We start from the raw sequence: 13,656 nt of genomic DNA, 5'->3' as shown, positions 1-13,656 counted from the left end.
CGAAGCGACCACTCGCCACCAGGCCCGCCAGGTGACGAGTGGCCAACGGTCAGCGGCCGGTGAACTTCGGCTCGGCCTTGTCCGTGAACGCCCGCATCCCGATCTTGGCGTCGTCCGTCGCGAACAGTCCCGAGAACTGCAGCCGCTCGATCTCCAGCCCCGTATCCAGATCGACCTCCACCCCCTGGTCCACAGCCTGCTTGGCGGCCCGCAGCGCCACAGCGGGCCCACCCGTGAAGCTCCCCGCCCAAGCCAGCGCCGCCGCGTACACCTCCGCGTCCGGCACCACCCGATCCACCAGCCCGATCGACAGCGCCTCGGCGGCCGGTACGTGGCGGCCTGAGTAGATGAGGTCCTTGGCCCGTGCGGGCCCGATCAGGCGGGGCAGGCGCTGGGTGCCGCCCGCGCCGGGGATGAGGCCGAGCTGGATCTCCGGCTGGCCCAGTTTGGCCGACTCCCCGGCCACCCGGAAGTCGGCGCACAGGGCCAGCTCGCAGCCGCCGCCCAGCGCGTAACCGGTGACGGCGGCGATGACGGGCTTGCCGATGGCGGCCACCGCGGTGAAGCAGCCCTGGAGCCCGCGGGAGTGGGCGGCCATGTCGGCGTAGGACATGACGACCATTTCCTTGATGTCGACGCCGGCCGCGAAGACCCGCTCGCCGCCGTAGACGACGACGGCGCGCACTTCGGGGTCGGCGTCGACGGCTCGGGCGGCTTCGCCGAGCTCGTGCTGCATCTGGCCGTTGAGGGCGTTCATTTTGGGACGGTCAAGCCGGATCGTGGCGATCTGGTCGGCCACTTCAACGCGTACGAAATCACCCATGCTCAGGACATTACAAGCTGCTGGCGCTGGACCAGGTCCAGCAGATCGGTACGCGGGGTCCAGCCGAGCAGCGAGTGAAGGCGGCGGGTGTCGGCCAGTGAGTCGCCGGGCTCCTCGGGCGGAGCGGGCACAACATCAAAGGTGAGACGGGCTCCGGTCACCGTGGCGACCGCCTCCGCCATGGCCCGCAGGGTGTGGCCGCGGCCCGTGCCGAGGTTCACGATGCCGGGCGCGCCGATGAGCTCGATCATCGCGCGGGCGGCCTGGCGTACGTCGGTGACATCCCGCGTACGGTCGAGCGAGCCGAGCACGCGCAAAGGGCGGCCCTCCTGGGCGGCGCGTAACCAGATCGACAGCGCCATGTCGGGCCGCTGCCCCTCCCCCGCGACGGTGAACGGCCGGACGATCGTAATGTCAGGGCGGTCGAGGCAGAGCCGTTCGAGGGCGACCTTGCTCGTGGCGTAGCCGCCGACGGGGTGGACGGGGTCGGACTCCGCGTTGGGCCGGCCGTGGGACGCTCCGCCGTACACGGAGCTGGAGGAGGTGATCAGGAGCGGGACGCCGGGTGGCGTGAGGGCCAGCACCCGCGCGCCCGCGAGCACGTTGTCCCGATGACGCCGCCAGGCGATCTCGGGATCGGTGTCGCGTACGCCCGGGCACCCGGCCAGGTGGTAGACCGCTTCCGCATCGGAGAAGGCCCTTGGCTCCAGGTCCAGCAGGTCGGCCTTGATCACGGTGAGTCCGGGTCGTTCCTCGACGGGCAGGCGGTCGATGGCGATGACCGGGGAGCCGGACGCGAGCAGGGCCGACGTCAGCGCGCGGCCGATGAATCCGGCCGCACCGGTCACGATCGACGTCACCCGCCCCACCTTAGGGGGCAAAGTGCTGAAAAATGTCTTCGCAAAGCTCTCGCCAAGAGAAGGAAATTGTTGAGACGCTGGCTCCGACTTTTCCCCCAGTCGAGGAGCAGTAGATGCGCAGAGCACTGGCGATCGCGGTGGTCGCCTTGCTGCCATTAGTCAACATGACGGCCGCGGCCGGCACCACTGCCGAGCAACCGCCGGATCGGCAGGCGGCGTTCGCCGCGGCCGCCAAGGAGTTCCAGGTTCCGGAGAGCGTGCTGCTCGGTGTCTCCTATCTGGAGTCGCGCTGGGACGCCCACGCCGGTCAGCCCAGCAACGACGCCGGATTCGGCCCCATGCACCTGACCGACGCCGCCGCCTTCACCGGGTCCAACCACCACGGCGAGGGTGAGGAGGACGCGCGCGGTGACGAGTCCAGGCCGTTGGCCCCGGTCGCGACAACGGTCGCGCCCACCGAGATCCCGGCCTCGCTCAAGACCATGGAGAAGGCCGCCCAGCTGACCGGCGCGAGCCACGAGGCGCTCCGCTCCGACGCCGCCACGAACATCAGGGGCGGCGCGGCGCTGCTGGCCGACTACCAGAAGTCGATCGGCGCGCCGCTGAGCGCGGACCCGGCCCAGTGGTACGGAGCGGTCGCCAAATACTCGGGCGCCGACGAGTCCGAGGCGGCCAAGGTCTTCGCCGACGAGGTCTACAGCACGATCGAGGACGGTGCCGAGCGGGTCACCGACGACGGGCAGCAGGTCAAGCTCACGCCGGTCCCCGGCCTGGAGCGGATCGAGAAGTGGCTGGAGAAGCTCGGCCTGCGGCCGCCGCGCCGCGATGGCGTCGAGTGCCCGAGGTCGATCTCCTGCGAGTGGATCCCGTCGGCCTACGCGCAGAAGCCGAACGGCGACTACGGCCACTACGACCTGGCCAACCGGCCCGACAGCCAGAAGATCCAGTACATCGTCATCCATGACATGGAGGGCTACTTCCTCCCGTCGATCAAGCTGAACCAGGACGTCAACTACGGCGCGAGCTGGCAGTACTCGGTGCGCTCCACCGACGGCCACATCGCCCAGCATGTCAAGGGCAAGGACGTCGCCTGGCAGGCCGGCAACTGGTACATCAACGCCAAGTCGATCGGCATCGAGCACGAGGGCTTCCTGGCCGAGGGCAGCACCTGGTACACCGAGGCGATGTACCGCTCGTCCGCCAAGCTCGTGCGCTACCTGGCGGCCAGGTACGATGTGCCGCTGGACCGGGCGCACATCCTGGGCCACGACAACGTGCCGGGCACGCTGCCGACCACGGTGCGGGGCATGCACGAGGACCCGGGCCCGTTCTGGGATTGGAAGCACTACTTCGACCTGATCGGCGCGCCGCTGCATGGTTTCGGCGGCCCCAAGGCGGGCTCCATCATGATCAGGCCCGACTTCGCCACCAACAAGCCGTACTTCTACGGCTGCGACCGCAAGAACCCGGAGGCCGCCTGCCCGCCGCTCCCCGCCGGGACCGTGTGGCTGCGCACCGAGCCGCGTGACGACGCGCCGCTGATCAAGGACATCGGCAAGCACCCGACCGGCACCAACGACTCGCTCTACAGCGTGTACGACCACAGCGCCAGGGCGAGCACCGGCCAGCGGTTCGCCGTCGCCGACCGGCAGGGCGACTGGACCGCGATCTGGTACCTCGGCCAGAAGAGCTGGTTCTACAACCCGCGCTCCGCGCCGACCGCCGTCCCGTCAGCGGGCCTGGTGGTCACGCCCAAGCCGGGCCTGGCGACCGTCCCGGTCTACGGCAGGGCCTACCCGGAGCAGGAGGCCTACCCGGCCGACATCCCGTACCAGGCGGTGACCCCGCTGCAGTACACGTTCTCGGCCGGTGAGAAGTACACCCTGGCCGGGAAGGCGGCCACCGAGTATTACCGGGCGGTCACCTTCGACGAGGCCAGCCACAAGGTGGTCAAGGGCAAGACGAAGTACCTGCAGATCCAGTTCGGGCACCGGGTGATGTTCGTCAAGGCTGACGACGTGCGGGTGTCGCTCGCCTGGTGAACTCCTTGACGGCGCGCCTGGTGCTCTGCAACGCCTCCTGAGAGGAGTCGAAGGTGCGCTGGGCGACGCCGACGAACACGCAGTCGACGACGAGGAGCTGGCTGATCCGGCTGGCCAGGGCGCCGGGACGGAACTCCGTCTCGCGCCCGGCCGAGATCAGCACGTGTTCGGCCAGCTCCGCGATCGACGAGCGGGGGTTGTTGGTGATGGCGACGGTCGTCGCGCCGGCCTCCCCCGCCCTCGACAGCGGTTCGAGCACGTCGGGCGTCTCGCCCGACGTGCTGATGCCGATCGCCACGTCGCCGGGCTTGAGCAGCACGGCGCTGGTCAGCGCCAGGTGGGCGTCCTGGAAGGCGTGGCTGGACAGGCCGATGCGCAGCAGCTTCTGCGCCACGTCCTCGGCCACCAGACCCGAGGCGCCCACTCCGTAGGCGTCCACCCGCCGGGCGCCGACGATCGCGTCGACGACCAGGCCGAGCCGCTCCGAGGTGAGCTGGGCGACCGTGTCGTTGATCGCCTCCGACTCGGCCCTGGCCACCTTCTGGATGACCTCCGACAGCGGATCGTCGGGCGCCAGGTCACCTGGCACCAGCCGGTCCGGCTGGGCGGCCGCCGCGGCCAGGGCGAGGCGCAGCTGCGGGTAGCCGGCGAAGCCCAGGAGCCTGGCCGTACGTACGATCGTCGCCTCGCTGGTGCCCGAGGCGGCGGACAGCTCGGTGATCGTGCTGCGGGCCACCGTCGCCGGATCTTCCAGGATGAGCCGGGCGACGGTCTGCGCGGCCGGAGTCAGGGACGGAAGCACACCGCGGACCGTCGCCACCAGAGTGTCTGCCCGCAGGCCGTTCGCGCTGTCGTCCACGGTCTCGATTATGACGCTCCTCCAGCGTTTTCCCTATTGCGCGGCCCACCCGGCCCGATCACCATGACTCGCCCCGCCCGCTCAGCACGTTCAGCGGAGCATGCCGTTCGTCATCCCCGCGGGCTCCTCGGGAACGGCGATGAGGCCGAGCTCGGCGCGGGAGGCCGCCAGCGGGTGGTGCGGGACCGCCCGGACCGTGTAGCCGAACGCGCCGGTACGGTCCAGCGGCACCTCACCCACGTAGTGGGCCCGGCCGTCGTCGTCGGCGCCCTCGGTCCGCAGCTCGACGTAGGCCGGGTGGATCAGCTCGTCGTGCGGCCCGACCCGGCCGTAGGCGGCTTCGACCAGGATGTCGCCCGGCTCCAGATCGCCGAGCGCGACCGTGGCGCGTATTTCGAGCGCCGCGCCGACCTCAGGCGCGTCTCCGATGCCCGACGACTCCACGTGCTCGACCCGGACGCCCGGCCAGGCCCGCGTGACGCGTACGCGCCAGGCCGCGAACGCCTTGGCCCCGGCGGAGGAGTCGGCCTCCAGCGCGCGAGCGGCCCGCGCGGCGGGCAGGTAGAGGCCGACCACGTAGTCGCGCAGCATCCGGCCCGCGAGCACCTTGGGGCCGAGCGAGGTGAGCGTGTGCTTGACCATCTCCAGCCAGCGGCGCGGCAGCCCGTCACCGGCCCGGTCGTAGAAGCGATCGGCCACCTCGTTCTCGATCAGGTCGTAGAGGGCGACGGCCTCCAGTTCGTCGCGCCGGTCGGGATCGGTCACCCCGTCGGCCGTGGGGATGGCCCAGCCGTTGGTGCCGTCGTACCACTCGTCCCACCAGCCGTCACGGATCGACAGGTTGAGCCCGCCGTTGAGCGCCGACTTCATGCCCGAGGTGCCGGAGGCCTCCAGCGGCCGCAGCGGGTTGTTCAGCCACACGTCGCAGCCCTGGACGAGCAGCTGGCCGAGCGCCATGTCGTAGTCGGGCAGGAACACGATGCGGTGCCGCACGTCGGGCCGGTCGGCGAACTTGACGATCTGCTGGATCAGCTTCTTGCCGCCCTCGTCGGCGGGGTGGGCCTTGCCGGCGATCACGATCTGGACCGGCTTGTCGGCGTCGAGCAGCAGGTCCGACAGGCGCTTGGCGTCGCGCAGCATGAGCGTGAGCCGCTTGTAGGACGGCACGCGCCGGGCGAACCCGATCGTCAGCACGTCGGGGTCGAGCACGTCGTCGATCCAGCCGAGCTCGGCGTCGGAGGCGCCGCGGTCGCGCCACGCCTTGCGCAGCCTGACCCTGGCCCCCTCGACGAGCCGCCGCCGGAGCGTGCCCCTGATGTCCCAGAGGTCCGAGTCGGGGACCTTCTGGACGCCCTCCCAGCCGCGCGCCCGCTCGATCAGCGAGGGCAGCTCGCGGCCGGCCAGCTCCATGAGCTCGCGGCCGACCCAGGTGGGCGCGTGGACGCCGTTGGTGATCGAGCCGATCGGCACCTCGTCGACGTCGAAGCCGGGCCACAGGCTCTTGAACATCTCGCGGCTGACCGCGCCGTGCAGCACGGAGACGCCGTTGACGCGCTGGGCCAGCCGCATGCCCATGATCGCCATGTTGAACCGGCCGGGCTGGTCCTCGGCGCCGAGCGCCAGGATGCGTTCGACGGGCACGGTCGGCCAGGCGTTGTCGCCGCCGAACTGGCGCTCGATCATGTCGACGGGGAACCTGTCGATGCCCGCGGGCACCGGCGTGTGCGTGGTGAAGACCGTGCCCGCGCGTACGGCCTCCAGCGCCTCGTCGAAGGACAGGCGGGACTCGGTCAGCTCGCGGATGCGTTCGAGGCCGAGGAAGCCGGCATGGCCCTCGTTGGTGTGGAACACCTCGGGCTCGGCGTGCCCGGTGATGCGGCAGTAGGCGCGGATCGCCCGTACGCCGCCGACGCCCAGGAGCAATTCCTGCAGCAGCCGGTGGTCGGTGCCGCCGCCGTAGAGGCGGTCGGTGACGTCGCGAGCCGCGGCGTCGTTGTCGGCCACGTCGGAGTCGAGCAGCAGCAGCGGCACCCGGCCCACCTGCGCCACCCAGATCTGCGCGTGCAGCACCCGCTCACCGGGCAGGGAGATGCGGATCTTGACGGGGGTGCCGTCCTCCTCCTTCAGGAGGGTCAGCGGCAGACCGCCCGCGTCGAGTGACGGGTAGTGCTCCAGTTGCCAGCCCTCTGGCGAGAGCGACTGGGTGAAGTAGCCGTGGCGATACAGCAGGCCGACCGCGAGGATCGGCACCCCGAGGTCGCTGGCGGTCTTGAGGTGGTCGCCGGCCAGGATGCCCAGGCCGCCGGAGTATTGCGGGAGTGCGGCGGCGATGCCGTACTCGGGGGAGAAGTAGGCGATGGCGCGCGCGGCGTCGGGCAGCGTCTGGTACCAACGCGGCGCGGTGATGTATTCGCGCAGATCGTCGGCGGCATCGGCGAGACGGCGCAGGAATCGGCGGTCGGCGGCCAGCTCGGCCAGCCTGGCGTGGTCGACGGCGCCCAGGAGGGCGACGGGGTCGTGCCCTACCTGCTCCCAGAGACGGGGATCGACCTCGGCGAAGAGGTCGGTCGTCTCCGGGTGCCATGACCAGCGCAAGTTGTGCACGAGCTCGCCGAGGGCGGCCAACTCCGCGGGCAGGACAGTGCGGACGGTGAACCGGCGGATTGCTCTCACGTTTTCGAACCCTATGGGCTAGGAGGGACCTCTCAGTCCCTCACCTTCGGCAAGGCCGTTCAAACCCCTTCCGAGAAGAAGCATGAAGAGGAAATATTGGGGCAACTTCCACCAATGTTGGTTCTCCTGGGGACACTCGGGAGGTCCTCCACTGCTGCCCACAATTTACATGCAAGGATCGTTCCTACCACGGAAGCCTCCGGCGGTACCGAGCGTGCCGTCGCAACCTTGAAATGCGATGATCGGACGAATTCCCATCACGGACATCTCCCCCGTCGTCGACTGCGGGCAGTGGCCCGCCAAGGCGGTCGCCGGCGAGACCTTTCAGGTCTCGGCGACCGTGTTCAGAGAGGGCCACGACGCCGTGGCCGCGGGCGTTGTGCTCACCGCGCCCGATGGGCAGCGAGGCCGCCTGAGACCGATGCGCGAGCTCGCGCCGGGCACCGACAGGTGGGGCCTGGACGTGTGCCTGCCGGCCGAAGGTGACTGGCTGTTCAGGGTGGAGGCGTGGAGCGACCCCATCGCTACCTGGCTGCACGACGCGGAGATCAAGATCCCGCGGGGCATGGACAGCGACCTCATGTGCGAGGAGGGCGCCCGGCTGTTCGAGCGCGCCGCCAAGGCCGTACGGCAGGCGGACTGTCCCGCCCCCGGCAACGGGAACGGGCATCCCGCGGCCCACACCAGGACCGGCCGGACCACCGGCACCAAGCCATCCACCAAGGTCAACGGCAACGGCGACAGCACCTGCGGCCACCGCGCCGCGCTGCTGGCCGTCGCCGCCACGCTCCGCGACGAGCACCTGGACCCCCGGGCCCGGCTGTCCATCGCGCAGCTGCCGGAGACGGCGGCGCTGCTGGCGGCGCACCCGCTGCGCGCCCTGGTGACCAGGGCCCGGCCGCGGACGATCAGGGTGGACCGGCGCCGGGCCCTGTACGGCTCGTGGTATGAGTTCTTCCCCAGGTCAGAGGGCGCGGTCGTCAACGAGTCCGGCGTCTCCAAGTCCGGAAATTTCCAGACTGCGGCCAAGCGTCTGCCCGCGATCGCCAAGATGGGCTTCGACGTCGTCTACTTGCCGCCGATCCATCCCATCGGCCTCACGTTCCGCAAGGGGCGCAACAACACCCTGAGCCCCGAGCCCGACGAGCCGGGATCGCCCTGGGCGATCGGCTCCGACGACGGCGGCCACGACGCGCTCCATCCCGACCTGGGGACGATCGAGGACTTCGCCGAGTTCGTCAACCGCACCCGCGAGCTGGGCATGGAGGTCGCGCTCGACTTCGCGCTGCAGTGCTCCCCCGACCATCCGTGGGTCAAGGAGCACCCGGAGTGGTTCACGATCAGGGCCGACGGCACGATCGCCTACGCCGAGAACCCGCCGAAGAAGTACCAGGACATCTACCCGATCAACTTCGACAAGGATCCCGAGGGCATCTACGTCGAGGTGAGGCGGGTCCTGCGGCACTGGATGGACCACGGCGTACGGATCTTCCGGGTGGACAACCCGCACACCAAGCCGGTGGGGTTCTGGGAGCGGCTGATGGCCGACATCCACGCGACCGACCCGGACGTGATCTTCCTGGCCGAGGCGTTCACCCGGCCGGCGATGCTGCAGACGCTGGCCAAGGTGGGCTTCCACCAGTCCTACACGTACTTCACGTGGAAGAACTCCAAGCACGACGTGGAGACCTACCTCGCCGAGCTGGCCCGGGAGACGTCGTACTTCCTGCGACCGAATGTGTTCGTTAACACACCGGATATTCTTCACGAATACCTGCAACACGGCGGAAATCCTGCTTTCCGGATCCGTGCCGTGCTCGCCGCGCTCGCCTCACCCACCTGGGGCGTCTATTCCGGGTACGAGCTTGGGGAAAATGTCCCTGTCCGCCCGGGTAGTGAGGAATATCTAGATAGTGAGAAATATCAGTACAAACCGCGGGACTGGGTGGAGGCAGAGCGGGCAGGGTGGAGCCTGGCGCCGTTCATCACCCACCTGAATTTGTTCCGAAGAGCACATCCAGCGCTGCAGGAGTTGCGTAATCTACGGTTCCACCGGGTTGACCAACCGGACATGGTGTGCTTCTCCAAGCGCCTGCCGGGCGCCTATGACCCCGCCACACGACGGCACGGGCTGGGCGATGTCGTCCTGGCGGTTGTCAATCTCGACCCACACCACACCCACGAGGCGGCGGTCGAGCTGGACATGCCGGCCCTCGGTCTCGACTGGAATGCCGAGTTCGTCGTCGATGACGAACTGTCAGGCGAGTCGTACCGTTGGCGGCAGAACAACTACGTTCGCCTCGACCCCCACATCCAGCCAGCCCACATCTTCACCGTACGAGCCGCGCCACGGTAGAACACAGAATTCAGCGGGGAGTCTTCAACGTGTGTGAAAGCGCCTCCTTCATGAGCCCAAGGGAGTGCTCATGAGCTCCACACCCATTCCCAACCCCTTCGACGAGGAGAAGCCGCGCGACCCCTACTGGTACAAGCGCGCGGTCTTCTACGAGGTCCTGATCAGGGGCTTCGCCGATTCCAACGGCGACGGCACCGGTGACATCAAGGGCCTGATAAGCAAGCTCGACTATCTCCAGTGGCTCGGCGTGGACTGCCTGTGGCTGCTGCCGCTGTACGAGTCACCGCTGCGCGACGGCGGCTACGACATCGCCGACTTCATGAAGATCCTGCCGGAGTTCGGCGATCTCGGAGACTTCGTGAAGCTCGTCGACGAGGCCCACAAACGCGGCATGCGCGTCATCGCCGACCTGGTGATGAACCACACCAGCGACGCCCACCCCTGGTTCCAGGCCGCGCGCCATGATCCGGAGGGGCCGTTCGGCGACTTCTACGTCTGGTCGGACAACGACAGCAGCTATCCCGACGCCCGGATCATCTTCATCGACACCGAGACGTCCAACTGGACCTATGACCAGGTCCGCGGCCAGTACTACTGGCATCGCTTCTTCCACCACCAGCCGGACCTCAACTACGAGAACCCGGCCGTCCAGGACGCCATGCTGGAAGTGCTGCGCTTCTGGCTCGACCTGGGCATCGACGGGTTCCGCCTCGACGCCGTGCCGTACCTCTTCGAGGAGGAGGGCACCAACTGCGAGAACCTGCCGCGCACGCACGACTACCTCAAGCGGATCCGCAAGGAGGTCGACCGGCTCTACAACGACCGGGTGCTGCTCGCCGAGGCCAACCAGTGGCCCTCCGACGTGGTCGAGTACTTCGGCGACCCGGTGGGCGGGGGCGACGAGTGCCATATGGCGTTCCACTTCCCGCTGATGCCGCGCATCTTCATGGCCGTACGCAGGGAGTCGCGCTACCCCATTTCCGAAATCTTGGCCCAAACCCCGAAGATTCCGGAACATTGCCAGTGGGGGATCTTCCTCCGTAACCACGATGAGCTGACGCTCGAGATGGTCACGGACGAGGAACGCGACTACATGTACACCGAGTACGCCAAGGACCCGCGCATGCGGGCCAACGTCGGCATCCGGCGGCGCCTGGCGCCCCTGCTGGAGAACGACCGCAACCAGATCGAGCTGTTCACCGCGCTGCTCCTGTCACTGCCCGGCTCGCCGGTGCTCTACTACGGCGACGAGATCGGCATGGGCGACAACATCTGGCTCGGCGACCGCGACGGCGTACGCACGCCCATGCAGTGGGACCCCGACCGCAACGCCGGGTTCTCCGACTGCGATCCGGGGCGGCTCTACCTGCCGGTCATCATGGACCCGATCTACGGCTATCAGGGGCTCAACGTCGAGGCGCACCAGAAGAACGGCGGCTCGCTGCTCCACTGGACCAAGCGCATGATCGAGATCCGCAAGCGGCACCCCGTGTTCGGCCTGGGTGAGTTCACCGAGCTCAACTCCTCCAACCCGAGCGTGCTGGCGTTCGTCCGCGAGCTGGGCGACGACCGGATGTTGTGCGTCAACAACCTCTCGCGCTTCCCCCAGCCGGTCGAGCTTGACCTGCGCAGATTCGTCGGCGTCTCGCCCGTTGAGACGATGGGTGGAGTTCCATTCCCGGCAATTGGCGAACTTCCGTATCTTTTGACGCTTCCCGGGCATGGGTTCTATTGGTTCACACTCCCACCGGCCATCACCCAGGAGGAGTAAGACGTGCTTGACGAGCTCCTTGCCGCATGGATCAGTCGCCAACGATGGTTCGGCGGCAAGGGGCGCGCGATCGACTCCCTGTCGATCGAGTCGGACGTCGTGATCGACGCCGACGACCCCGGCCTCCGCCACCTGATCGTGTCCGTCTGGCAGGGAGCGTCGAGAGACCGCTACCAGATCCTGCTCGGGATGCGGACCGAGCTGCCCGACCGGCTGAAACACGCGCTGATCGGCACGCACGGCCCCTACGCCTTCGAAAACGGCCCCGACCATCCCGAATGGTACGTCTACGACGCCGTCCACGACCAAGCCCTGACCCACTGGGTCCTGGAGTGCATGGCCGAGGGCTGCGGCTGGGACACCGTCCGCTTCCGCCACCTGCCCGGCGTCACCATCGACACCTCACCGCGCAGCCTGGTGCTCGGCGCCGAGCAGTCCAACACCTCCCTGGTGTACGGGGACGCCTACATCTGCAAGTTCTTCCGCCGCCTGATCCCCGGTGTGAACCCGGAGCTGGAGATCGTCACCGCGCTGGACGCCCTGGAGTCCGCGCACATCGCCAAGCCGTACGGCTGGATCGAGACCGACCTCGACGGCACCGCCACGACGCTGGCCATCATGCAGGAATACCTGTCCACCGCCAACGACGGCTGGGACCTGGCCCTGGCCAGCGTGCGGGACCTGTACGGCTCGATGCCCGAGCTGTCGGCGGGCGAGGTCGGGGGCGACTTCGCCGCCGAGGCGCACCGGCTCGGCGTGGCCACCGCGCACGTCCATCACGAGCTGGCCACCGCCTTCCCCACCGACCTGATCGAGGTGCACGAGGTCAAGCGGATGGCCGAGGGCTTCCGGCGGCGGCTGGGCCGGGCCGTGGGTGAGGTGCCGGAGCTGCGCGAGCACGTCGACGCGCTGGAGGCCGCCTACCACGCGGTGGAGGACCTGACCGTCGAGGTGCCCGTACAGCGGGTGCACGGCGACTACCACCTGGGCCAGGTGATGCGCATCGCGACCGGCTGGGTGGTGCTCGACTTCGAGGGCGAGCCGGGCCAGCCCCTGGCCGAACGCCGGGCCCTGTCCTCCCCGCTGCGCGACGTGGCCGGGATGCTCCGCTCGTTCGACTACGCGGCCAGGCACCTGCTGGCCGACCACTCACAGCCCGAGACCCTGGAGGAGCGGGCCGCCGAGTGGGCCGACCGCAACAGGGCCGCCTTCCTGGAGGGCTACACCGAGGGCGGCGGCGTGATCACCCCGGCGGACGCGGCGCTGTTGCGCGCGTTCGAGCTGTCGAAGGCGGTGTACGAGGTGGTCTACGAGGCCCGTAACCGGCCCTCATGGATCGGCATCCCGCTGGCCGCCTTCCGCCGCTGACCTCTCGCTAACGCAGCTCTTCGATCAGGCTCGCCAGGCCCTCGGCGCCATGGCCGGCCGCCACCCGCCGGTCGAGGACGTCCCCCATGGGTAGCAGCAGGTCCGGCTTCACCCCCTGCTCCTCGAAGGCGCGGACCAGGTTGACCATGCCCACCCGGTTGACCTCCAGGTTGGAGACGTCGGTCGCGTACTCGCCCGCCTCGATGGCCGCCGCCAACTCGGGCGTCCGACCGGCCATCGCGTTCATCCACGGCAGCAGCAGCTCCGTGGTGAACTCCGCCAGCGGCCGCTTCTCCGAGGCGATCAGCGCCGCCGCCTCCAGGAATCCGGCGAACTGGCCGTACATGCCGGTGAGCATGGCCAGGTCGTACAGCGGCGCCAGCCCCGCGTCCGTCCCCAGGTAGCGGGACCCGGCCAGCGCGCTCAACGCCTCCTCGTAGCGCTCGAAGGCGGCCGGCGAGCCGCTGTAGAGGATCAGCGCGCCGGGCGTGCCGATCATCTGGGGGACGGCCATGATGCCGCCGTCCAGGTAGTCGCCGCCGCGCGCGGCTACCCAATCCGCCATGTCGCGGGCCTCCGCGGGCCTGCCGTTGGTGAGGTTCAGCAGGACCCGGTCGTCCAGCTGCACCAAGCCGAGGAGCTCCCGCACGGCCGCGTAGTCGAGCACGCAGACGATCACCAGCGGGCTGGCCGCGACCGCCTCCGCCGCGGTCGCCACGGCGGTGGCGCCCAGGCCGTCAGCCTTGCCTTCCGTACGGTTCCACACGGTGACGCTATGACCGGCCCCGACGAGGGTCCGGGCCAGAGCCTGGCCCATGAGGCCCAGGCCGAGGATAGAGATACGCATGCTGAGCAGTCCTTTCCGTTGACGGCCTCCACATTGCTGGCCGGGGGTTATGGTCGG

Annotated in this window: 9 protein-coding genes; 4 read left to right on the top strand and 5 right to left on the bottom strand. The window is 69.0% G+C overall.

Annotated elements, in window-relative coordinates:
• Positions 1-49: 49 nt before the first annotated feature.
• Positions 50-823 (bottom strand): enoyl-CoA hydratase-related protein, encoded by a 774-nt coding sequence (locus AB0J16_RS15710; protein WP_358539217.1) that lies wholly within the window; start codon positions 821-823, stop codon positions 50-52.
• Between the two features lie 2 nt (positions 824-825).
• The gene (locus AB0J16_RS15705) at positions 826-1,683 is read right to left on the bottom strand and encodes an NAD(P)-dependent oxidoreductase (RefSeq protein WP_358539215.1); all 858 of its coding nucleotides are present in this window, start codon (positions 1,681-1,683) and stop codon (positions 826-828) included.
• Positions 1,684-1,796: 113 nt separating this feature from the next.
• Here AB0J16_RS15705 and AB0J16_RS15700 point away from each other — a divergent pair, with 113 nt between their 5' ends.
• Positions 1,797-3,725, top strand: a complete 1,929-nt coding sequence (locus AB0J16_RS15700) for an N-acetylmuramoyl-L-alanine amidase (RefSeq protein ID WP_358539213.1) — start codon at positions 1,797-1,799, stop codon at positions 3,723-3,725.
• On the opposite strand, the gene AB0J16_RS15695 is transcribed toward AB0J16_RS15700, so the two are convergent.
• The gene (locus AB0J16_RS15695) at positions 3,688-4,584 is read right to left on the bottom strand and encodes a MurR/RpiR family transcriptional regulator (protein ID WP_225292140.1); all 897 of its coding nucleotides are present in this window, start codon (positions 4,582-4,584) and stop codon (positions 3,688-3,690) included. The genes AB0J16_RS15700 and AB0J16_RS15695 overlap by 38 nt on opposite strands.
• A 90-nt stretch (positions 4,585-4,674) precedes the next feature.
• Complete coding sequence (glgP, locus tag AB0J16_RS15690; RefSeq protein WP_358539211.1) at positions 4,675-7,257, bottom strand: alpha-glucan family phosphorylase; 2,583 nt, start codon at positions 7,255-7,257, stop codon at positions 4,675-4,677.
• A gap of 238 nt (positions 7,258-7,495) precedes the next feature.
• Between glgP and AB0J16_RS15685 the strand changes: the two genes are divergently transcribed.
• The 3 genes from AB0J16_RS15685 to AB0J16_RS15675 all read left to right on the top strand — a co-directional run bounded on the left by AB0J16_RS15685 (position 7,496) and on the right by AB0J16_RS15675 (position 12,752).
• Complete coding sequence (locus AB0J16_RS15685; protein WP_358539209.1) at positions 7,496-9,613, top strand: alpha-1,4-glucan--maltose-1-phosphate maltosyltransferase; 2,118 nt, start codon at positions 7,496-7,498, stop codon at positions 9,611-9,613.
• A gap of 70 nt (positions 9,614-9,683) precedes the next feature.
• Positions 9,684-11,384, top strand: coding sequence for a maltose alpha-D-glucosyltransferase (treS, locus tag AB0J16_RS15680; protein ID WP_357643461.1), 1,701 nt, complete (start codon positions 9,684-9,686; stop codon positions 11,382-11,384).
• A 3-nt stretch (positions 11,385-11,387) separates the two neighbouring features.
• Positions 11,388-12,752, top strand: coding sequence for an aminoglycoside phosphotransferase (locus AB0J16_RS15675; protein WP_358539207.1), 1,365 nt, complete (start codon positions 11,388-11,390; stop codon positions 12,750-12,752).
• Between the two features lie 7 nt (positions 12,753-12,759).
• On the opposite strand, the gene AB0J16_RS15670 is transcribed toward AB0J16_RS15675, so the two are convergent.
• Positions 12,760-13,599, bottom strand: coding sequence for an NAD(P)-binding domain-containing protein (locus AB0J16_RS15670; protein ID WP_358539205.1), 840 nt, complete (start codon positions 13,597-13,599; stop codon positions 12,760-12,762).
• Positions 13,600-13,656: the final 57 nt, after the last annotated feature.

Origin of the sequence: Nonomuraea sp. NPDC049750, from assembly GCF_040659625.1 — a bacterium.
Taxonomy (GTDB): Bacteria; Actinomycetota; Actinomycetes; order Streptosporangiales; family Streptosporangiaceae; genus Nonomuraea.
Note: the sequence above shows the minus strand (reverse complement) of the source record. Positions and strands in the feature narration are given on the sequence as shown.

Bases quoted from the DNA above. Each gene is read 5' to 3' on its own strand.
- AB0J16_RS15710 (WP_358539217.1), bottom strand. From the start codon at position 823: ATGGGTGATTTCGTACGCGTTGAAGTGGCCGACCAGATCGCCACGATC.
- AB0J16_RS15685 (WP_358539209.1), top strand. From the start codon at position 7,496: ATGATCGGACGAATTCCCATCACGGACATCTCCCCCGTCGTCGACTGC.
- AB0J16_RS15700 (WP_358539213.1), top strand. From the start codon at position 1,797: ATGCGCAGAGCACTGGCGATCGCGGTGGTCGCCTTGCTGCCATTAGTC.
- treS (WP_357643461.1), top strand. From the start codon at position 9,684: ATGAGCTCCACACCCATTCCCAACCCCTTCGACGAGGAGAAGCCGCGC.
- AB0J16_RS15670 (WP_358539205.1), bottom strand. From the start codon at position 13,599: ATGCGTATCTCTATCCTCGGCCTGGGCCTCATGGGCCAGGCTCTGGCC.